At 54.7% G+C, this 21,537-nt stretch carries 15 protein-coding genes; 9 read left to right on the top strand and 6 right to left on the bottom strand.

Features of this window, described 5'->3' with window-relative positions; translation table 11 throughout:
- The first annotated feature begins 151 nt into the window (after positions 1-151).
- Complete coding sequence (locus C8N36_RS05800) at positions 152-1,153, top strand: LacI family DNA-binding transcriptional regulator (RefSeq protein WP_097805624.1); 1,002 nt, start codon at positions 152-154, stop codon at positions 1,151-1,153.
- Positions 1,154-1,416: 263 nt separating this feature from the next.
- Here C8N36_RS05800 and C8N36_RS05805 read toward each other — a convergent pair whose 3' ends face one another.
- The 3 genes from C8N36_RS05805 to C8N36_RS05815 all read right to left on the bottom strand — a co-directional run bounded on the left by C8N36_RS05805 (position 1,417) and on the right by C8N36_RS05815 (position 6,911).
- Entirely contained in the window at positions 1,417-4,182 is a 2,766-nt protein-coding gene (locus C8N36_RS05805) for a DUF4114 domain-containing protein (RefSeq protein WP_170125817.1), read from the bottom strand.
- Positions 4,183-4,550: 368 nt separating this feature from the next.
- Complete coding sequence (locus tag C8N36_RS05810; RefSeq protein WP_097805626.1) at positions 4,551-6,197, bottom strand: GMC family oxidoreductase; 1,647 nt, start codon at positions 6,195-6,197, stop codon at positions 4,551-4,553.
- 9 nt (positions 6,198-6,206) lie between these two features.
- On the bottom strand, positions 6,207-6,911 hold the full coding sequence (locus C8N36_RS05815; protein WP_097805684.1) for an FCD domain-containing protein: 705 nt from the start codon (positions 6,909-6,911) through the stop codon (positions 6,207-6,209).
- Between the two features lie 198 nt (positions 6,912-7,109).
- Between C8N36_RS05815 and C8N36_RS05820 the strand changes: the two genes are divergently transcribed.
- The 6 genes from C8N36_RS05820 (at position 7,110) to C8N36_RS05845 (ending at position 14,276) form a co-directional block, all read left to right on the top strand.
- Positions 7,110-8,579 (top strand): aldehyde dehydrogenase family protein, encoded by a 1,470-nt coding sequence (locus C8N36_RS05820; RefSeq protein ID WP_217992780.1) that lies wholly within the window; start codon positions 7,110-7,112, stop codon positions 8,577-8,579.
- Between the two features lie 57 nt (positions 8,580-8,636).
- Positions 8,637-9,611: an ABC transporter substrate-binding protein gene (locus C8N36_RS05825; protein ID WP_097805627.1), complete on the top strand. Its 975-nt coding sequence runs from the start codon at positions 8,637-8,639 to the stop codon at positions 9,609-9,611.
- Positions 9,612-9,689: 78 nt separating this feature from the next.
- Positions 9,690-11,207, top strand: coding sequence for a sugar ABC transporter ATP-binding protein (locus C8N36_RS05830; protein ID WP_245910732.1), 1,518 nt, complete (start codon positions 9,690-9,692; stop codon positions 11,205-11,207).
- Complete coding sequence (locus tag C8N36_RS05835; protein WP_097805628.1) at positions 11,204-12,184, top strand: ABC transporter permease; 981 nt, start codon at positions 11,204-11,206, stop codon at positions 12,182-12,184. Before C8N36_RS05830 ends, C8N36_RS05835 begins: the two co-directional genes overlap by 4 nt.
- A 2-nt stretch (positions 12,185-12,186) precedes the next feature.
- Positions 12,187-13,188: an ABC transporter permease gene (locus C8N36_RS05840; RefSeq protein WP_110767824.1), complete on the top strand. Its 1,002-nt coding sequence runs from the start codon at positions 12,187-12,189 to the stop codon at positions 13,186-13,188.
- Positions 13,185-14,276 (top strand): mandelate racemase/muconate lactonizing enzyme family protein, encoded by a 1,092-nt coding sequence (locus tag C8N36_RS05845; RefSeq protein WP_097805630.1) that lies wholly within the window; start codon positions 13,185-13,187, stop codon positions 14,274-14,276. Before C8N36_RS05840 ends, C8N36_RS05845 begins: the two co-directional genes overlap by 4 nt.
- A 49-nt stretch (positions 14,277-14,325) precedes the next feature.
- On the opposite strand, the gene C8N36_RS05850 is transcribed toward C8N36_RS05845, so the two are convergent.
- A complete protein-coding gene (locus C8N36_RS05850; protein WP_097805631.1) occupies positions 14,326-15,249 on the bottom strand; it encodes a LysR family transcriptional regulator in 924 nt (307 codons plus the stop codon).
- Between the two features lie 105 nt (positions 15,250-15,354).
- On the opposite strand from C8N36_RS05850, the gene C8N36_RS05855 reads away from it, so the two are divergent.
- Positions 15,355-16,335, top strand: a complete 981-nt coding sequence (locus C8N36_RS05855; RefSeq protein ID WP_097805632.1) for a sterol desaturase family protein — start codon at positions 15,355-15,357, stop codon at positions 16,333-16,335.
- A 314-nt stretch (positions 16,336-16,649) separates the two neighbouring features.
- Here C8N36_RS05855 and C8N36_RS05860 read toward each other — a convergent pair whose 3' ends face one another.
- A complete protein-coding gene (locus tag C8N36_RS05860) occupies positions 16,650-17,216 on the bottom strand; it encodes a YdeI/OmpD-associated family protein (protein WP_097805633.1) in 567 nt (188 codons plus the stop codon).
- A 917-nt stretch (positions 17,217-18,133) separates the two neighbouring features.
- On the opposite strand from C8N36_RS05860, the gene C8N36_RS05870 reads away from it, so the two are divergent.
- Positions 18,134-20,329 carry a VCBS domain-containing protein gene (locus tag C8N36_RS05870; RefSeq protein WP_097805636.1) on the top strand — a complete coding sequence of 732 codons (2,196 nt, stop codon included), beginning with the start codon at positions 18,134-18,136 and terminating at the stop codon, positions 20,327-20,329.
- A gap of 169 nt (positions 20,330-20,498) precedes the next feature.
- On the opposite strand, the gene C8N36_RS05875 is transcribed toward C8N36_RS05870, so the two are convergent.
- Positions 20,499-21,533: a zinc-binding alcohol dehydrogenase family protein gene (locus tag C8N36_RS05875; protein WP_097805637.1), complete on the bottom strand. Its 1,035-nt coding sequence runs from the start codon at positions 21,531-21,533 to the stop codon at positions 20,499-20,501.
- Positions 21,534-21,537: the final 4 nt, after the last annotated feature.

The following is a 21,537-nucleotide window of genomic DNA, read 5'->3' on the forward strand; positions in this document are numbered from 1 at the left end:
ATATAACGATATACCTCCTGTCAACGGTCTTGCATTTTGATTTCAGGTTTCAGGACGTTTCCGCGCCGCAGTCGGCAGTGTTTGCTTAACAAATTGATTGGAATTGACTGACGAAATTGGTATATCGATACATCAAGAGGGGTGTGTGGAAATGTCAGGCAAGCCGACCCTAGGAACCGTTGCGAAAGAGGCCGGGGTATCGATTCCGACGGTCAGTCAGGTCTTGCGCGGAACAGGACGGATTTCGGAAAAGACCCGCGACCGCGTGTTAAAGGCCGCCAAGACCTTGCACTACGTACCCGATCAAAAGGCGGCAGCGATGCGGTCCGGTGAGAACCGAGAGATCGGATTTGTCATCAACCAGCTTTCAAATCCCTTCAACGCCGAGGTCATCAGCGGGGTCGTTGATCTGCTTGAGGCAGAGGGCTATCTGGTGTCCATTCTGGACACCCGCGACGACTCGGACCGTCAAAGCCGCCAGCTTGAGGCGTTTATCCGGCACGGACGGGGTGGGTTGATCTGGGTGCCCGCAGTTGAGACACCGAACGAAACGTTCGACCTGCTGGCCGCGCATAAACTCCCCACGGTCACTTTCTTGCGCAACATGCGCAAGGATCTTGACCACGTGGGCATCCGCAATGCCGAAGCGACCGCGACCGCGACGCGGCATCTTCTGGAGTTGGGGCACCGAAAGATTGCTTATCTGGGCGGCACGGACATGACCCTTGTCCGACGGGATCGCATAGCTGGATATCAAAAGACGCTTTCAGAGGGCGGCATGGGCGCGGGCATTATTTGGGATTCTGAAGACAACAGGCTGGCAGGGCTCGAAGCTATGCTGAGCCTGCACCGTACCCATCCAGAGGTCACAGCGGTTGTCTGCAACGGTGACATGGTCGCGCTGGGCGCTTGCCTTGCCTTGCAACGGACCGGGCTAGTGCCCGGCAAAGACGTGTCGGTTACCGGCTTTGATAACATTCAAGATGCTGCGGTTGCCACACCCCCGCTGACGACGATGGCTGTGTCCCCACACAAGTTGGGCCGCAAACTGGCGCAAGTTCTGCTGGACCGCATCCGTGACCCCGATGCACCCATTTCGGTGTCTGAAATCTCAGCTGAGTTGATTGTTCGGGACACAACAGGAACGCCTTGAAACATACAGAATATCTCGTGCGCAGCGACTACGCATTTTCCTCCCTTGGTCTTGACGACGCGAACGGGCGATAATCGGGCCTAGCTCAATTTGCAATCGCGATGCTTCAGTTTCACCGAAACAGGCATTTTTCCGGTCACCCGTTAGCGGTGCAATTCCCCCACAATGGATGGTTTTCGTCAGGGCTTCGAAGACCCGCATTGGAAACGGACCATGCATGGGCACGGTCCGCCTTGGTTGACTTGTCCGGATCAAAACGCTTGCTAGAAAATCATCGCGCTCTCTAGGTCTTGAAGGGCCGCGTCAAAATTTGCGATCACCAAAGCTGTGCCGTTCAAATTCAACGTCAGATCGTCGCCTTCTTGCGCAGTGTTCTGTTCTAGCCAGTGTGCCGCGGTTTGCCCTGCGGCGAGCAGACCCAACGCACTGACGTCGATTGTGTCACGATCGGTTCCCGTCAAATCGAGATCGTTTATCACTTGAAAGCCCCCCGATTGACCGGTCGCATCGAAAACAAAAACATCAGAGTCTGCGCCGCCGAAAAGGCTGTTGGACCCGCCATTGCCGTTGAGACGATCTGCACCCGCGCCCCCATACAGGCGGTCATCACCTTCGCCCCCCAAAAGCGCGTCTGCGCCCGCGCCGCCCCAGAGTTTATCGTCCCCCAGGCCGCCATCCAGCGTGTCGGTGCCAAGCTGCCCCCAAAGGAGATCCTTGCCGCCTGCACCGACAAGCATGTCAGCGCCATTGCCACCGTTGAGGTGATCCAAGCCAGATCCACCATCGAGCGTGTCATCGCCGTCATGTCCCAGCAACACATCGTTCCCTTGGCTTCCAAGCAGCATATTGTCGGACCCGTCGCCGTAAACGAGATCATCGCCAGCCTGCGCATCAATCAACTCTGCGCCTTCTCCGGCGTTCAGGCGGTCGTTTTCCCCGCGCCAAGGCTGGATGTCAAAAACATCGTCATTGGCTTCGAACAGCCAGCCAACCTGGCTTTGATCTGCTTCGCCTTCCGTCTTCAGGTTGGGATCTGCAACAGTCGCCCCCGTACTCGAAAGCTCGACCTGAACCACCACATCATCGAAGTCCCAATCGCCGTTGTTTTGAATGTCCTCAAAACCGAGCACAACTTTGTTTCCGTCTAGCAATTCTCCAAGCCCATGATCCTTGCCATCGGAATTTAGGGAAATGCCCTGCGCGTTGTCATGGCTCATGTGATAGGTCGCATTGTCATAGCGCGCATGAAGAAGCGTTTCTGCCCCGGTCTCTTGGTCAACGTGATAGAGCGTCAGACCCTGATCCGAGTTTACATTGCCGATGTCGCCGCCTTCATTGCGCAACACATAAGACGTGCCCTCAAAGAGACTTTTGTCACTGTTGCGCTTGTATCCGTCCGGCAGGATAAAGAACCCAAGATTGTCTGATGCATCCACATCAATCTCAACACTTGATTCACCGGCGATGAGCTCGCCTCCGCTGTCATACTTGGACGCGTTGGCAAAGATGATCTGCACATCCTCAATCGTGCCGTCCTCAGCAATCTTATACATCCCGAGGGTGTTCTTGTAGTCGGCGGTCTCGCTTAAAAAGGTCACTTTGGCCTTGGCCGCAGCGCGATCATCTGTATAGAACCCGCCCTCACGCTGGTCCGTGCCATCAAAAATCGCTTTGTCTTCGATCACCGCGCCACTGTCGCCGAGGTTGATGTTGAACATGACATCGTTGAAATCCCGGTCCCCGCCGCCACGAATGTCCTCAAACCCAACGGTTATGCTGCCGTCATATTTGAGCTGGCCGCGCATATGGTCAAAATTATCCACGTTCATGTCGATCCCGTCTTCGGGGCGATGATGCATGTGCCACGAAGCGGCATTGAACCGCGCGTTGACAAGGCTCTCCTGACCGGTTTCGTCATCCACAGCAAACAGGCGCAGACCAGTGCTCCAGTGGATATTCCCTTCGCCACCACCCCAGTCGCGAAAGACATAGTCATCGGCCTCAAAGACGGATTTGTCGTTGTTCATGCGCCACCCGTCAGACAAGATGAAAAAGCCCAGATTGTCCCCGACCTCTGCGTCGATCTCGACCGTGGATTCGCCAGCGATAAGATCGCCGCCGCTGCCAGAATTGGACGCATTCGCAAAGAGGATCTCGACATCGTATATCATCCCGGCGTCGTCGATCTTGTACATGCCAAAGGTGCTTTGGTACCACGCGCCTTCGCCCATGAATGTGACCGTGGCCGGGGTCTCGCCGCCATCCTCGCCAAGGGCCTCTTCATCACTCAGGTCAGGGCGTTCGGTGCGGGGAAGTACGGCAAGCGGCACGTCTGGCAGATCTGCTCCGATATCTACAGGTGCTATCCAGGTTTGTTCGGTTTGATCCGTGCCATAGGCGATGCCGTCATCAACAATTGAAGCACCACTGGTGCCCAGATTTATGTTCACCAACAGACTGTCAAACGTGCCATCGCCCCCACCGTAAACATCTGAAAACCCAACTGTGACGCTGCCATCATATTGGCTATGGCCGCGCGCGTGATCAGCCCCATCCACATTCATGAGAACACCGGCCTCGGCACTCTGGGCCATGTGCCAGCTCGACGCATTCCAGAGTGATTCAACAAGGGTGCTTTCGCCAGTTTCCTCGTTGATTGCATATAGACGCGGACCGGTATCATCGTAGATATTCGCCGTGCCGCCGCCCCAATCCCGAAATTCGTAACGATCAGCTTCGAAAAGCGACGCATCGTTAAGGGCATAAGCATCTGGCAGGACAAAAAAGCCAAGTTCATCCCCGGCGTTCACATCGAGTTCAACCCGCGACACACCCGCTTCTAGCCCGCCGCCGCTGTCCGTGGCGGAGGTATTTGCGAACAGTATCTGCACGTCGAAAATCGTGCCGTCTGCCGCGATTTTGTACATGCCGAATGTGTTTTGAAAACCGGCGCTTTCGCCAAGAAATGTAACTGCGGGAGTGACGGGTGGGACGGGTGCGCCGATCTCGGCGTCTGATTGTGTGGGCATAACTTGCTCCGTTGCATAAGGTTTAGACATGCAACCGAAGCTACAGAGACCTGACTGAGCATTAATCCGCACGTACGGATTAACGCTCAGTCAGAAGGATAGGTGGGGCATCCGTCTGGGAAAAACCCTGTCCAAGCGCACCCATCCCGGTACTTTCCTATTCGGATGGCTCGGCGACAAAGCGCGTCTTCAGCAGCCAGATTGAACCGAATATTTGAGCGTTATCGAAAGATGGCACGCCTCAATGGTCAATGATCGAACCGCCAAAGTGGACAGGTGGCCTATCAGGAGACAAGTGATCGGGTCATTTTTATCAAACGTTGACCACATAAAGCCGGTATTCGAAGATGGTGCAGCCAATCTAGGTTTTACATGCGGTCGGGTGCCGATTCCGAGTGGTTCAATCGCCCCATGATCAAATCGGCGCATCTGTCACCGAGCATCATCGCAGGCGCATTGGTGTTGCCAGCATTGATGTCAGGCACGGCCGACATGTCACAGACCCGCAACCCGTCAATTCCGCGCACACGCATCTGAGCATCCAGCACGGCCATATGGTCACCATCCGCCCCCATTTTGGCTGTGCCTGCAGGGTGATAGTTGGTCTTTACAAACCGTTTGCAATGGGCCGCCAGTGCCTCGTCCGATGTGTCGGCAGGATTAGGCACAGCCACCTTCGTCAATCGTCCGGCCAGTGGATCAGCGGCCATCGCCTGCAAGAAGAACCGCTGTCCGGCGACCATCGCAGCCATGTCCGCAGTGTCTTTGAGCAGGTTCGGTGAAACCACTGGCATGTCGTTTGGATTGGAGGACGCCAGCCGGACATCCCCGCGCGACTTTGGCTTCACCACAACGGTTGTGATCGTTACGCCGTATCCGTCTTTTAATTCCTCTTGCGCGTCGCGGTCGAGGTAGACAATAGGCACGCAGAATGCCTGGATCGTGGGGGGGGCCTCTGGGGTGTGGGGGTTCACAAATGCGCCCGCCTCAACACCCGCTGACGTGACGGGGCCGGAACCAAACATCTTGAATTGCAGGCCATTGCGGATCATCCGCCATCCGTCGCCCTGTTTGTAGTATCCATAGGGCCCGTTTGCATAGGCGGTGATCGGCACCTCGGGGTGATCGATCAGGTTTTGCCCAACGCCGGCTAGATCGGCCTTCAGCTCAATCCCGTGCTCTGCCAGATGATTTGCGGGTCCAATCCCCGACAGCATCAGTATTTTTGGTGTGACCAAAGCTCCGGCTGCAAGAACAACCTCGCGCTTTACGCGCACTTGATGTGTGCCAGTTTTGTCGCGATACGCAACGCCAACGGCGCGGCCATTCTCAACAATCACTTTTTCAACTTCGGCACCCAGTTTCACAGTCAGCTTTGGGTTCTTCAATTGCGGAGAGATAAACGCATAGGCCGCTGAGCTGCGTTTCCCATTGCGATTGGTGAATTGATAAAAGCCAACGCCGCGCTGCGACGGGCCGTTGAAATCTGGATTGAAAGGTTCGCCCAGCGCCTGCACCGACTGCACAAACCAGCGCGACATATCATCGATATGGCCCGGGTCGGACACTTGAAGCGGGCCGCTCACGCCATGCAGGTCGTTGGCAAGCCGATTGTTGCCCTCCATGCGGGTGAAGTGAGGCAACACATCTTTCCAGCCCCAGCCAACTCCGTCGTTGTTGCCGCGCAGGATTTCGTTCCATGAATCGTAGTCGTCAGGCCGTCCGCGCATATACACTTGGGCGTTCACTGATGATCCGCCACCAAGCACATTGCCCTGGGGAATGTCATGCACTCGACCGTCCAAATGCGCCTGAGGGGTCGTGCGGTGATAACGCATGAATTTGGACCCGTTGATCATTTTGAAGATGCCCGGAGGCATATCGAGAAGCGGATGGCGGTTCGAATGACCCGCCTCTAACAGCAGCACGGTGCCGCCACTGTCTGCCACCAATCGTGCCGCAGCCACACAGCCCGCAGAGCCGCCACCTATGACGACAAAATCAAATTCATTCATTGCTGTGTCCTATTGCGTAAAAGTGGTCCGCACGTGTTCCCACGCGGCATCAAGGTGGGATTTCAGGGCGTCTTCTGCGGCGTCTGGATCACGCTCCATAATGGCCGCGAGGATTGCTTGGTGTGCGTGAAAATTCAGTTCGTTGCGCTCAGGCGAGCGCAACATTTTGTCCCAATGTGGGGCCAGCCATGCCGTGTAGCCCATATGGATCGCCGGAAAGATCGGGTTGTTGCACACGCGGTACAGAACACCATGAAAAGCCACATCTGTTTCGTAAAAGGCCGCAGAATCCGAAATTGCCGCCTTGTTGGCCGCAAGCGCGGCCTTGAGATCCGCGATGCAATCCTTGGTGGCAGCAACCGCAGCCTCGCGCACCAGACCACGTTCGATAAAAACGCGACTGTCGTACAGGTTTTTGACATCACCTGTTTCAGTCAGCAGGTTTTGTACGATTTGCCCTGTGGCATTCAGGATGGTTTCGTAGTTCGGTTTGCGCACAATAGGCCGGTATCGCGGCTTGCTTTCGATCAGTCCGCGGTTCGAGAGTGCTAGGATCGCCTCCCTAATCACTGTGCGGCTCGCACCGAAGCTTTCCATAAGATCACGTTCGGCGGGCAGGGGCTCTCCGTTAACCAATTCACCAGAGAGAATTTTTTGCTCAAGCTGGGCAATGACGCTGTCGGCCACACGTGATTGGGCGTTTTTCGATGGCATGGCGGACAAGTTTTGAACCTTTCTCAAGAGGGGCGGTGTGCGCGCTGGCATGATGTTTGATCAGACCAAAATTTCACGCCCAATGCAAGTGGAATTCAAATTATTACCAAAAATCAGCTATTTTAAAGATTTTTCAGAATCTCGTTGACATAAAAATCTCCATGATCTTAGTTTGGTCGTACCAAAACGGGGATTCTGATGTTTGATCTAAACGCAATCGGCAAGGACCACATCGATGGGGAAATGTTCATTGATGGCGTATGGGTGTCCAATGACGCACGCAGCGTGATCGCTGTCGAAAATCCCGCAACCGAGGAAATTATTGGCACAATTGCCGACGGATCTGCTGATGATGCGCTTGCTGCTATGGAAGCAGCACACCGAGCTCAGCCAAGGTGGGCCGCGCGCCCAGCCATCGAACGCGCTGCATTGGTCACCAAGCTCGCTGATGCCGTTATTGCGCATTCCGAAACGCTCGCCCGTCTCGTCACGCTTGAGCAGGGCAAGCCATTGGCCCAAGCGCGCGGTGAAATTGGTGCGGTCGTGACGTTTCTCAAATACGCTGCTGGAAATGCCCGCCGCATCGAAGGTGATATCATCACCTCGGATAATCCGAATGAGGAAATTCACATCCGGCGGCATCCCTACGGTGTTGTCGTGGGGTTGACCTCTTGGAACTATCCTGCCGCCTTGGCTGCCCGCAAGCTTGGACCCGCATTGGTGACGGGCAATACATTTGTGCTTCTCGCACATGAGATCACACCGTTTTGCGGACTCGCCCTTGCGCAATTGGCCCAAGAGGCAGGTTTTCCTGCCGGAGTGTTCAACGTGGTCACCGGGCGCGGCCGTGTTGTTGGACAAGCGATGGTAGAAAGCCCGCTGGCAGGCCTTGTGACGATGACAGGCAGCACCCGCGCGGGTCGGGAAATCTACCGCGCCGGTGCCGATGCAATCAAGGTTTTGCGGTTGGAACTGGGCGGCAAGGCCCCGTTCATCGTCATGCAAGACGCTGACATTGATGCGGCAGTCAAGGCTGCCGTGACCGCTCGTTTCACCAACAGCGGCCAGATTTGTACCTGCAACGAGCGGATGTATCTGCACAGTGGCATCGCCGACGAATTCCTTGCAAAATTCACCGCATCCGCAAAGGCGCTGACAATCGGTGACCCGATGACTGATGTCGATATGGGACCAAAGGTTAGCGGTTTTGAGGTCGAGAAAGTCGCCGAGATTGTGGCGCGGGGCGTGGCGCATGGGGCAGAGGTCTTGCTTGAGGGCGGTGTTCTCACTGAGGGGAAATATGCCAAAGGCCATTGGTACGCGCCAACGGTGGTTGAAGTGAAAAACAACGTATCCCCGTTGATCCGCGAAGAGGTATTTGGCCCCGTCGCCACCGCGCTGCGTGTCGATGATCTGGACGAAGCTTTTGCATATGCAAATGACACTGACTTCGGCCTGTCGGCTTACTTATTCACCAATTCGCTCAAAGACATTGCACGCGCACCCTACGCGCTGAAATGCGGCGAAATCTATCTGAACCGCACCAATGGAGAGGCGATTCAGGGCTTTCACACCGGATGGGGCCAATCCGGCCTTGGCGGTGAAGACGGCAAATACGGCTTCGACGGATATCTGCGCAAGCAGACGACATATCTGAACTGGGGATAACCCAAACAATCGCGCAAGGGGAGGAGCCCGAGCGCACTTTTGTGGAGGAACACAAACATGAAACGCAGAAACATTTTGCTAAGCGCAACAATGATCGGCCTAGGTTTTGCATCCGCGGCATTTGCCGATGGGCTGCCACCTTTGGCACAAAAAGACACCTATCGCGTGGGCTTTGCGCAGATGGAATCCAACAACCCATGGCGCATCGCGGAATCCAAATCCTTCGTTGATACTGCCGAAAGCTGTGGCTGGGAATTGATTGCAACAGACGCTGCCGGCTCGGCAGCCAAGCAAGTCGCCGACGTTGAAAGCATGATTGCACAAGGCATCGACGTTCTGTTCTTGCCACCTCGCGAAGAAAAGCCGCTGATCCCTGCGGTCAAGCGTGCGCAGGCGGCTGGCATTCCAACATTCCTTGTCGATCGTTCGGTTGATCCAAACGCAGCTGTGGCTGGTGTCGACTTCGTAGCCTTCCTTGGCTCCGATTTCATCAAGCAAGGCCAGCAAGTTGCCGAGTGGACCATCGCGAACTTCAAAGGTGAAAAAGGTGTGATTGTTGAGCTGGAAGGCACAACAGGGTCATCCCCGGCCAATGACCGCCGCAGTGGTTTTGACGATGCCATCGCCGCTGATCCGCGCTTTGAAATTGTGGCCAGCCAGACCGGTGACTTTGCTCGCGATATGGGCCGTCAGGTCATGGAAACATTGCTGCAAGCGCATCCTGACGTGAACATCGTTTATGCCCATAACGACGAAATGGCGATTGGTGCGATTCAGGCGCTAGAACTTGCGGGCCGCAAGCCGGGCGAAGACGTGATGATTGTGTCCATCGACGGCACCCGTGATGCGCTTCAGGCGATCATTGACGGCAAAATGGGCGTCACTGTCGAAAGCTCGCCGTTCTTCGGGCCGCTCGCATGTGAAACCATGAAGCGCTACGCCGCTGGTGAAACAATCGAACCTTGGGTTCAGGTCAGTGACCGCATTTTCACCGTCGAAAATGCAGCTGACCACATTGATGAAGCCTATTAATTTCAGGCTTTTGACCGAAAGGGCGTCTCCTCCCGGGCGCCCTTTCACCTTCTATTTGTGCTCAAAGGATTGATGCCGATGACCGTTCTGTTAGAAATGAATGCAATCCAAAAGGCGTTTAATGGCGTGCCTGCACTTGCCGGTGCCTCTGTCGAGATTGAACGCGGCGAAGTGCATGCATTGATCGGCCAAAACGGCGCTGGAAAATCGACGATGATCAAGGTGTTGACGGGCGTGTACCGCCGCGACGACGGCCAGATCTCCTTCAACGGACAAGACAGCGTTTTGACGAACCCGCGTGAGGCGCAAGCCGCCGGGATCGCAACGATCTATCAAGAACTTACCTTGGTTCCGCTGCGCTCCGTCACTGAAAACGTGATGATGGGGTATGAACCGAAACGCTTTGGGGCCTTTATCGATTGGTCCGCGGCCCATGCCCGAACCCGTGAAATTTTGACCCGCTTTGGCATCGACATTGATGTGAAAATGCCGCTGGGAACTTACTCTACGGCCATCCAGCAACTTGTGGCCATTGCCCGCGCTGTTTCGCTTGACGCGAAGCTTGTCATTATGGACGAGCCGACGTCGTCGCTTGACACATCCGAGGTGAAAACACTTTTTGGCGTGGTGCGTAGCCTGCGTGATGCGGGGGTGTCTGTCCTCTATGTCTCGCACTTCCTTGATGAGCTGTTTGAGATTTGCGATCGTGTCACGACGATGCGCGATGGCAAAACTGTCGGCTGCGTAAAACTTGCCGAGACGACCAAGCTCGACTTGATCGCCGGAATGCTTGGCCGCGCCAGCAGTGACATCGCGGCGGCGGGTATGACTGAATTCGGCGGCGGAGCTGCCAAAAAGGGCGAAATTCTGCTGGAGGCCAAAGATGTCGCCACCGGCCCGCGCCTGTCAAAGTTCGACATGAGTTTGCACCGGGGCGAGATCGTTGGGCTGGGCGGATTGCTTGGGGCGGGGCGGACCGAAGCCGCGCGGGCGCTCTTTGGTGTCGATGCTCTGCGGAGCGGGTCAATTACCCTCAAAGGGGCGGCTGCGCCGTCGCAACCTGCGGATGCGATTTCGGCAGGACTTGGATATTTGACCGAAGATCGCAAGGCCGAGGGCATCATACCTGACATGTCGGTACGCGAAAACCTGACGCTGGCGCTTTTGCCGCGCATGACCAAAGGTGGGCAAATCGACCGCGCCCGAGAGCGCGAAATCGTCCAGCACTACATCGATGCGTTGGACATCAAAACCGCCGACATGGAACAACCCATTCGCGAACTTTCTGGCGGCAATCAGCAAAAGGTTCTGCTGGCACGCTGGCTTGCCATCGAACCCGATATCTTGATCCTGGATGAACCAACGCGCGGCGTTGATATCGGCGCAAAACGTGAAATTCAGTTGATTATCCGTGACTATGTGGATCGCGGGTACAGCGTTGTCCTGATCAGTTCCGAATTCGAAGAACTGGTCGAGGGGGCTGACCGTATTGTTGTCCTCAACGAAGGGCGCTGCGTGACGGAGCTCACGAATCCCGGAATCACAGAGCATAAACTGGTGCAGGCATTGGCCCACACAAACGAGGCTATCGTATGAGCATGACCACTTCTGAAATAACGGGCAAAAGCATGTTGCAAGTGCTGCGTGGCCACGGCGGCGTGGTCGCTCTGGTCGCCATTTTGCTGTTCAATATGGCTTTCACGCCGAACTTCTTCCAACTGCAAACCCTCTTTGTAAACATTAGCCAGGTCGCCACGATCGCCATCGTCGCCATGGGGATGACTTTGGTGATTGCGACTGGCGGGATCGACCTGTCTGTTGGCGCGATCATGGCGCTTGCCGGTGCGTTGGCTCCGCTGATTTTCCTGTCGGAATTTGGCACCGCATACCCTGTTTTGGGCGTGGCGCTGGCCATCGCATTGCCGTTGCTTGTGGCCCTTGCGTGTGGGCTTTTTAACGGGATCATGGTCGCCAAACTAAACGTGCAACCGATTATCGCCACGCTGATCCTTTTCATCTCTGGGCGCGGTGTCGCGCAGGTTTTGACAAACGGAAACCTGCAAACGTTTTCCAACCCGCAATTTAGCTATCTCGGCACGGGAAAGATCCTTGGCCTGCCATTCCAAGGCTGGCTTGCTGTTGCAATTGCCGTCGTCCTTTACCTTGTCATCTCGCGCACAACCTTTGGCCGCTATGTGCTGGCCATCGGGGGCAACGAACGTGCCGCGCGGCTTTCGGGCGGGCCAGTCGCCCGTGTGAAAATCGGCGTCTACATGATTTGTGGCGCACTAGCGGGGCTTGCCGGACTAATCGTTGTCGCCATCAATTCGGCCTCGGACGCGGCACGCAATGGCAGCTTGATGGAGCTTGACGCAATCGCCGCGGCGGTCGTGGGAGGCGCTTTACTGCAAGGTGGGCGCGCCCCGATTTTTGGCGCGATCTTGGGTGCGGTCATCATCCAATTGGTGAAATACACTTTGCTTGCCAACGGCGTAGAAGACGAGGTCGCCCTAATCGCCAAGGCGGGCATCATCCTTGTCGCCGTCTATGTGCAGCAAGCCCGGAAGGAATAATCATGTTGAACTCTGACGCTTTTGATCTGCGAAAATACATGCAGCGCCACCCTCAATCTGTCGCTGTGTGGATCGCTCTTTTGGCTCTTATTCTCTTTGGGGTGCTGCGCTATGACAATTTTGGCGGGTCGTATAATTTTGGCTCGTTTCTGAACTATAATTCGATGTTCATCGTGATTGCCCTTGGCATGTGCTTTGTTATCATCACCGGCGGGATCGATCTTTCTGTTGGCTCTGTTGCGGCCTTTTCTTCGGTCATAGCGGCTTACCTGTCTCCCTACGGAATAGAGGTCGCGCTGCCCTTGGCTGTGCTTGTCGGCATGTCTTTTGGAGCCTTCAACGCCTTTTGTATCATCGCCCTGCGTATTCCGCCGTTTATCGCGACCCTTGCAACCATGCTTGGTGCAAAGGGTGCGGCGCTGGTCATTTCAGGGGCTTCGACCGTGGCCGTGGATTGGGGCTCAAACTTTACCAACATGGGCATGAACAAGGCCCTAGGTCTGTTCCCTTGGTCCATCGTCCTTGTCACGGTCGTCGGCATCGCCCTTTGGATCGTGCTGGAAATGACGTCGCTGGGACGCACCATTCTGGCCATCGGCGGCGGTGAAGATGCGTCCAAGCTTATGGGGCTCAAGGTCAACCGTGCCAAAGCGTTTGTCTACATCATTTCTGGCGGATGTGCGGGCCTTGCCGGTGTCATCCTCGCCTCAGGTTTTGGCGCAGGTCAGCCCCTTGAAGGGGTCGCATGGGAGCTGTCGGCAATTGCTGCGGTTGTGGTTGGCGGCACGCTTTTGACAGGCGGCCTTGGGTCCATTCCGGCCACCGTGGCCGGGGCGCTTCTGCTTGGTCTTGTCTTCAATATTCTCAATTTTGAAAATGGACGTGGAACCATTAGTTTTAGTGCCTATTGGCAGATGGTAATTCGTGGCATGTTCCTTTTTGCGGTCATCTTGTTTCAAACCCGTATGACCAAGGGTCAGAAATCTAAAGGAGCTTCAGCATGAGCCAGATCGCATCCATCGATGTGCGCCATTTCCACATACCGTTGGCCGAAGTTCTCGTGGATGCCAAACACGGCGACCACCACATTTTCGAGTTGATCACAGCAACGGTGCATCTCACTGATGGCTCTTCGGGGACAGGCTACACGTATACCGGCGGCAAAGGCGGGCATGCGATTGTAGCTATGATCACCCACGATCTGGCACCGTTCTTGATTGGAAAATCTGCCGAAGATGTCGAAAGTCTCTATGACGCGATGCAATGGCATGTGCACTACGTTGCACGCGGCGGCATAGCCTCTTTTGCGATCTCAGCGGTTGATATTGCGCTTTGGGATCTGCGCGGCAAGCGCACGGGGCAGCCACTTTGGGAAATGGCAGGCGGGGCCGCGAAGACTTGCAAGGCCTACTGTGGCGGCATCGATCTTGGATTTCCACTTCCCAAGCTTTTGGAAAGCATCCAATCCTATCTCGATCGGGGTTTTAACGCTGTGAAGATCAAGATCGGGCAACCGTCATTGGACGAAGACATCGCGCGGATCAAAGCCGTGCGTGATCTGATCGGCCCTGACATCACGTTTATGGTTGACGCGAATTACTCCATGAATGTCAAACAAGCCATTGCCGCTGCCAACGCCTTCAAACCTTTCAATCTCACATGGTTTGAAGAGCCAATAATTCCGGATGATTATCTCGGGTTTGCGGAAATTGGTGCTGCGACCGGCATGCCGCTTGCTATGGGCGAAAACCTCCACACGATCCACGAATTTGAATATGCCTTTGCGCAGTCGAATCTGAGTTTTATCCAGCCCGATGCGTCCAATTGCGGCGGTATCACAGGCTTTCTTCAGGTTGCAGCACTCGCCGAAAAGGCGGGCGTACCAACCTGTAGCCACGGTATGCAAGAACTCCACGTGAGCCTTGTATCAGGATTGGATAACGCAGGCTGGATCGAAGTCCACTCCTTCCCGATAGATCAATACACGACGCGGCCCTTGGTTGTCGAAAACCACCTTGCCGTGGCCCCTGATGTGGCGGGCATAGGGGTGACATTCGATTGGCAAAAACTTGAGGCTGTGAACCAGTTGTAGACCTACAAGGGCGCAATCCCCCTCATCAACCGACAGTTATTTGAAGCGTTTACAGGTCCACAATACATCTTTGTGAACCTGTGGCTGCAAAGTGATCTTTGCATGCAGCAAGAAAGTGTTGGACGAGCCGGCGCGGCCGGGATTTGTTGTATGCCACTGCAAGCGGCAAAGGTGGTAAAGGGTCAGAAATTGGTAGTCCGATCACCGAAGTCCCGCTGTAAGTTGTTGTGGTCAAGGGGCACATGTTAAGGACTGCAAGCCCAAATCCCGCACCAACGAGACTGCGGACCATCTCTGTCGAGTTTGCGTAAGCCGCAATTGAAATGTCGCAGTGCTGGCTGTCAAACAGACTGCGGTAATAGCTCGATGCTACCGGCCGGTTCAGTACAACCAAGGGCTCTTTGCTGATCTCGTGCAGGCTGATGCTTGTCTGGTTCGCAAGGGTATGCGTTGCGGGCAAAAGACAATAAGCCGGAGCTTCTACCAAGACATCGAAACTGATCGCTGGCCGGACATCTTTGCTGACAAACAAAATGACGTCATACGTCCCGTTCAGCAAACCGTCTTGGGCGCTTTCGTTGTCGCATTCCTCTAGATGCAGGGTTACATCGCTGGACGCAGGCACAAAAGACGTCAGGATTTCGGGCAAGAAAGCTGGTGCAATGGGGGCATAATATCCAATGCGCAAACTGCCACTCAGCGCTTGTTTCAAGTCAGCCCCCTCGGCAAGGACTGATCGATAATCGTCTAGCAATTTCTCAAACTTGCGCGCCGCCGCCAGACCACTTGCATTGGCCTGCACCCCGCGCGAGCGTTGCCGCGTGAACAGCTCAAGCTCAAATGTTGCTTCAATCTGATCAATTGCCGTCGACACCGCGGAAGCCGCAATATTCAGCTCGGCCGCAGCTTTGGAGATATTGCCGTGTCGCACCACGGTTGTGAAATATTCCATCGCTTTCAGTGATATCGACATAAGTACCTCTGATAATCAGATGTTGATGTCATATTTAATCTGTTTTTCACAGGTGCCATTCTGTGCCAGCCTGCGAAGGACACGTGCTAAATCAAGGTATCCGACATGGACGACACCCCACTTAAAGGCTGGAACCATGTTCCAAATGTACCCCTTCAGGCATCGCCGTTCTTCAGCTGGCCTTTGCGGCCATTGGAGATGCTGGCATGGGTTTGGAACTCGTGGTTCCTGATCTCAGAGCGGTTGATCGTCGTCGGAATTGCTTTTGCATCGTTCTATTGGATTCAACCTCCGCTAGAGGAGACGGCCACACTCGCCTTTGGCTGGGTCGCCGAAATGTATGTCCGCAACCTGATCTTGATGACCGTGGTGGCTGGCGGGCTGCATCTGTATTTCTACACCTTCACAAAGCAGGGGCGGCGTCTCAAATATGACCCCCGACCGCTGATGAAAAACGGCAGGCAATTCACCTTGGGTGGTCAGATCCGCGACAATATGTTCTGGACATTGGCCAGTGGAGTCACGATCTGGACCGCCTATGAAGTGCTGATGTTTTGGGCCTTGGCGAATGGATATGCACCGCTGCTGACATGGGCTGCCCATCCGGTGTGGTTTGTCGCGATGTTCTTTTTGATCCCGGTCTGGGAGAGTTTCTATTTCTATTGGATTCACCGTCTTTTACACGTGCCCTTCCTCTATAAACACGTTCATGCGCTTCATCATCGCAACATCAATGTCGGGCCATGGTCAGGGATGTCGATGCATCCGGTCGAGCACGTTATTTTTTTGGGATCTGTTCTGATCCACTGGATCGTCGCGGCGCATCCCGTGCATATCCTGTTCCATCTGCAATATTACGCGCTGACCGCTGCGACGACCCACACCGGATTTGAAGGTCTCGTTGTCAAGGATGAGAACCGCCTGAAACTGGGAACCTTCCATCATCAGATGCATCACCGTTATTTCGAATGTAACTACGGATCGCTCGAGATCCCTTGGGACAAACTGTTCGGGTCGTTCCATGACGGCACCGAAAAGGCGAATGAACGTATCAAAGAGCGGCGCAAACCGATCATGGGAACTTAAGCTATGACAGCGTTGGTCCCATGAGATCCAAATCGGAATGATCATCGGATATCGTAACTCATTTTAATCTATTGTATTATTTCGAGCAGCCGCGTTTTCGGCCTACAACGGGATCGCATGCGCCATCGGAAGGAAAGGTTTGAAAGGGGCCCTTAGCGGGTAGGGCAGCCCAAACAAACCCCTCACGTCTTTGTGCCAGTTTTGGAACCGTGATCCAGATAGTCTTCCGGAAACCAAGGGGGCCTGATCCTGGGCTGGTGTAGCCATTGAAACACTGAACTCAGGACCACTGCGTGAACAAAGCTGCATTTCGTTCATTTCTTTCGCAAGGACGGGATTTTCAATCCTGCTTCAGATGACTCAATCAACACACCAAGCCTTTTCAATCTGGTCTCCTCTTTCTTTGCACTCATGACCCACCAGATCGACTCCCGTCGATAAGACGGGGCTAGGCTTGTCAGGAACTGCCAAGCCGTTTGCTGCGCCCTGAACCGCTCTTCATATTCTTTCGAAAGCGGGACATTTCGGTCTTCAGAGGTATAGCCTTGTATGTCGGATCTGTTGTTAAAAACGAGCAACCCTGCCGGTTTCATTTTTCCAAGCTTGATAAGGTCTTTGGCCTTGCTGACGTTTACAGCACTCCACACACTGTTTGTTTTCCGCGGAGTAAAACGAATTTTGTAGCTTCGGTCGTCGATCGTTTTTCTAATGCCGTCGATCCAGCCAAAACAAAGGGCGACATCAACCGAGTCAGACCACGTTAGGCTTGGACGGCCGGTGCTTTTCCTGAAATAGCCAACCCAAAGCTCTTTGGCCCCAGCGTTTGCTGTCAGCCAGTCGTTAAACTCTTCCTGGTTGGTAAAGAAAACCGGATCTTTCATCCATTCGTCCTCATTGCGGGTTGGTCGGTGGGCTGATCATGCCGCTGATGTCAGTTTTGCAGCGAGCGGTCATTCAAGAAGCCCCTTTTATCGCGGGACTATGTCATGGGTAGAGGAAAGATTGGAACTCCCGGCCCAACGAGATTTGGTGACCCGGCTGGCCGGACCGCTTTTGGATGACGCTTTGTTGTCGTTGTCCGTTTTCCCCGGAAGATCCTCTTGAACGACATCGCCAAGCGAGCGTTTCAGCTTGGCGTTCTCTCGGGGGATGGCACGCGGCTTGGCCGTATTAGACACCTCGCTTTCGGCATCTTGCCACGCAATTTCCTGCGGGGCAGTGATATTTTGAAGCTTCGGCAGCAGGTTAACGCACAAACAATGTAATTTGGAGCGCAAGCCAGTTCAGCAGTTTGTGTTTACGGCTGGACGCCTCATGCCTCATATTCCCCATCCGCTGTGACTCAACTGCAACAGTCCAAAATCGCCGCGCACTGGCCAGGGTCTCTTCCGCACCGCACCCTGTGCACAGTGTCAGGCCGGAAAGGCGCGCGCGTCATCTTCAATCTTGGCGGTTTCGACAAAAACTATTTTTTTTCAAGAGGAAGAGGTGGAATTTCGACTTTCTCGGCAGCGCAGTTCGATGACATAGGGCTTAGGGTGTCTCGGGTTAAATTAGGTGGTGATATGTTCAAAGAGGGCACGGAAAATAACTCAGTTTTGGCGGGCTATTTCGTTGGAAAGAAGACGCAAACATTGCGCAGTGAAATGGGGTGTAGGTTTGCAAATACGAGTGTGTTAGCGATTCGTTAAGATAAATCTCATTGCAAGACAACGCCTTGCTCTGAATTGGGCCTGTATTTGGCGCACTCGCCTTGTGCGCCATTTTCGTGTCAACTGATAATGTTGAAGGACAATCTATGACCACGCAGACTGCGCTCGACACTGCTGACCAATATGCTTGGTCACAAAAAGTATCCGTATTTGATGCTCAGGGCTTTTTGATTGGCGAGACGTTCACTTTTGACGATGGGCGCATTCGGACGTCGACGATCGTGGATGGGGTCAGGGTTGGCTTGAAATGGTCTGACCCGGCGGACGGTTTCGATTGGACCTCACGTACAAGTGTTTACGACAAGTTGACCGGCCTTTTGACCTTCCAAGGCGTGATGCTGGATAGTGGTGTCCACTTCTCTTCGACCTATAACGGCGGTGTGATTGCATCGCGGATCACAAGTGACATCAGTGATGCGTTTGCTTGGACCTCCATGGTGCATACCTTCGACAACTTCGGGTGCATTGCCTCGTCATTGGTGACCTTGGATGACCGGAGAATTGTCTTGACGGATTATGTTGACGGGATCAAATCGCAAAAATTTGTGACAGATGTTGCGGATGGATATTCATGGTCCTCCAAGATCTATGACTACGATGACACCACAGGAAGCTTGCTGACGATTTCCACGGTTTTTGATGATGGAAGCACGTCTATCCACCAGCCAGCCAGCGGGCCTTTGGGGCAAATCATCACTTTGCTGGACAGCGCAAATGCTTTCAGCTGGACCAGCCGCGCAACCACTTATGATGCAAGTGGTGCTGTTGTTGCGCAGACAAGATTAAATGACGACGGCACTCAATCCATCACTCAGTTTAGCGGTGGAGTTCGCACGCAGGTCACATGGACCGATGGCGATAATGGCCAACCCTGGCATGAAAAAACCTTCACCTTTGATGCCGGTGGTCGAGTGGCCGGCTCGGACGTAATGATGGACGATGGTCGGCAGATCGTGCAAACCTACCAAGACGGCGTCCGCACTATGCGCACGGTGACAGACACCGCGGACATTGCCGGTTGGGCGACTATCACTCAGCAATTTGATAGTGAAGGCCTCATCGCGTCTCGCAGTGTGGTCAGTGACAATGGCGACGTGACGACCAGAACCTATTCTGGCGGAATTTTGCAAGAAAAGCTCAGGAGCGATGGCCCGGACGCGCATAGCTGGGAGAGTATTCGCAGCGTCTATGACGGAGACAACGGCGCGCTGCTTTATGTTCACCGGACGTTGGATGATGGCACGCAGACGTTTGTGGATGTGCGCGGAAAAGCGATCATCACCGGCGGTACGCAGGCAGGAGTGGTCGAAGACGCAAGTGCAGTGTTGCAGGCAATGGACACAATCGATGTGGTCGCAGGTTATCGCGGTGCCAGCGATTTTACCGCAATCGCCAGCATCGCGGGCGACAATGGCTATGGCACCTTTACCCTTGGTACTGGTGGCAGCTGGACCTATGAGGCCATCAACAACCAAACTGCCATTCAGGGCCTGAACACGGGGGATACGCTGACCGACAGTTTTACCGCCACCACGACGGATGACGTCAGCACCACGGTCACCGTGACAATTGCGGGCACCGACTATTTTGACGGACCGGTCTTTGCAGGCGACGTGGTGCAAGCCGTCGGGGCCGCCGGGAGCACCGCCCCCGCCGGTCACTCTCTTGATCTAAACACATTGTTCACCCATGACGACGGCGAGGCGATGACCTATGCAATCGCTGATCTCCCCGCAGGCCTTACCCTGACAAACGGCATTTTAACCGTCACAGACCACACGGCGGTTGCATCGGCTGGCGACTACCCCGTCGCAGTCACTGCAACCGACGCAGGTGGCACCAGCATCACCCAATCCCTGTCTCTTGCGGTCGCGGTACACAATGATTTTGGCGATGACTTCGGGTTGAACAGTGCGGAAACCGTCGCCGGAACCAGCTTTGGTGACACCATCACGATTGGCAGCGATGCGGGGGGCAACACCGGCTCTGTCACTGTGGACGGCGGAGCCGGTGCTGATACCATCACCTTTGGGGATGGCGCGGAAAACCTCAGCATTGATCTGGGCGCAGATGCGGACGTCGATACGCTCATCTTCCTTGGCACTGTGGAAAACGCGACGATCTCAAACTGGGAACAGGGCGTTGATGTGGTGGATGTGGCAAGCGTGGCCGGATGGACCGTTAGTGATGATGGCACCGACACCACACTTAGCGATGGCGTAAGCGATATCACTTTTGTCGACACCACAGGCCTGACCGACTTAGGCGACTTTTTGGTCTAGGCGTTCATTTGATCGGTTAAGGGTGCATAGCCAAAAATGTGTCGTGTGCACGCAGTCAGTCACTCTCCATTTGTTGAAGAGTGGCTGACGTGATTCACACTATTGATTGCGCCTGTTCCGCGCCCGCGTAAGGATCTCATCCAACCAGACTATTGCCGTATTGGTGCGGTCAATCTGCCGGTTGCCCGATTGGGAACCCGTTCAGGACCAGCTTGCCTTTTGCCTTGCCGCTTTCAAGGATTGCATGAGCCTTTGAAAGGTTAGCCGCATTGATTGTCCCAAGCGTCTGTGTCGCCGTTGACTTGATGTTGCCGGCGTCGATCAATTCGGCAACTTCATTCAATATATCCCCCTGACGGGCCATATCGCCGGTCCCAAACAGTGATCTTGTGTACATGAATTCCCAGTGCACAGAGATCGATTTTGGCTTGAAGGGCATAATGTCGAACTCCGTAGGATCGTCGATCAGGCCGAAACGACCTTGCGGTGTCATCATCTCACCAGCCTGTGCCACATAGAGGTTCGAGTGGTTGGTGGAGTAAACGAAATCCACGCTTTTTATGCCCAACGCGTCGAGCTGCGGGCCGAGCGGTTCTGCGTGATTGATCACATGGTGTGCCCCAAGGTCTCGGACCCAGTCCTGTGTCTCGGGCCGCGACGCCGTGGCGATCACTGTGAGATCTGTCAAAGCTCTTGCAAGCTGAATGGTGATCGATCCAACCCCACCAGCGCCGCCGATGACCAGAAGCGTGTTTGCTCCGCTTGGCACGGCCTTGCCGACGCACAAACGGTCGAACAGCATCTCATAGGCCGTCAAGGTCGTTAACGGCAAGGCAGCGGCGGCGGTGGCCGGTATGGATTTTGGTGCAAGACCCGCGATCCTCTCGTCTACCAGATGGAATTCCGCATTCGTTCCGGATCGATTGATCGCGCCAGCGTACCAAACAATATCGCCTGTTTTGAAAGAGGTCACTGCATCACCTATGGCCTCAACAGTTCCGACGGCATCCCAACCCAGAACAGCCGGATCGTTGCCCTCAGGGGGGCGCCGCTGGCGGATTTTAGTATCCACCGGATTCACCGAGATAGCCTGCACCTTGACGAGCAAGTCATGCCCGATTGGCGACGGTTTGTCGGTCTCAAAATCAATCAATGCGTCGGCCCGATCAATCGGGCCGGTTTCTTTATATCCTACAGCTTTCATGGCG

Source organism: Pelagimonas varians (assembly GCF_003208435.1).
GTDB lineage: Bacteria > Pseudomonadota > Alphaproteobacteria > Rhodobacterales > Rhodobacteraceae > Pelagimonas > Pelagimonas varians.

Coding starts and splice junctions, on each gene's coding strand:
- C8N36_RS05860 (WP_097805633.1), bottom strand. CDS start 17,216: ATGAAAGATCCGGTTTTCTTTACCAACCAGGAAGAGTTTAACGACTGG.
- C8N36_RS05835 (WP_097805628.1), top strand. CDS start 11,204: ATGAGCATGACCACTTCTGAAATAACGGGCAAAAGCATGTTGCAAGTG.
- C8N36_RS05850 (WP_097805631.1), bottom strand. CDS start 15,249: ATGTCGATATCACTGAAAGCGATGGAATATTTCACAACCGTGGTGCGA.
- C8N36_RS05805 (WP_170125817.1), bottom strand. CDS start 4,182: ATGCCCACACAATCAGACGCCGAGATCGGCGCACCCGTCCCACCCGTC.
- C8N36_RS05840 (WP_110767824.1), top strand. CDS start 12,187: ATGTTGAACTCTGACGCTTTTGATCTGCGAAAATACATGCAGCGCCAC.
- C8N36_RS05870 (WP_097805636.1), top strand. CDS start 18,134: ATGACCACGCAGACTGCGCTCGACACTGCTGACCAATATGCTTGGTCA.
- C8N36_RS05820 (WP_217992780.1), top strand. CDS start 7,110: ATGTTTGATCTAAACGCAATCGGCAAGGACCACATCGATGGGGAAATG.
- C8N36_RS05830 (WP_245910732.1), top strand. CDS start 9,690: ATGACCGTTCTGTTAGAAATGAATGCAATCCAAAAGGCGTTTAATGGC.
- C8N36_RS05810 (WP_097805626.1), bottom strand. CDS start 6,197: ATGAATGAATTTGATTTTGTCGTCATAGGTGGCGGCTCTGCGGGCTGT.
- C8N36_RS05875 (WP_097805637.1), bottom strand. CDS start 21,533: ATGAAAGCTGTAGGATATAAAGAAACCGGCCCGATTGATCGGGCCGAC.
- C8N36_RS05825 (WP_097805627.1), top strand. CDS start 8,637: ATGAAACGCAGAAACATTTTGCTAAGCGCAACAATGATCGGCCTAGGT.
- C8N36_RS05845 (WP_097805630.1), top strand. CDS start 13,185: ATGAGCCAGATCGCATCCATCGATGTGCGCCATTTCCACATACCGTTG.
- C8N36_RS05815 (WP_097805684.1), bottom strand. CDS start 6,911: ATGCCATCGAAAAACGCCCAATCACGTGTGGCCGACAGCGTCATTGCC.
- C8N36_RS05800 (WP_097805624.1), top strand. CDS start 152: ATGTCAGGCAAGCCGACCCTAGGAACCGTTGCGAAAGAGGCCGGGGTA.
- C8N36_RS05855 (WP_097805632.1), top strand. CDS start 15,355: ATGGACGACACCCCACTTAAAGGCTGGAACCATGTTCCAAATGTACCC.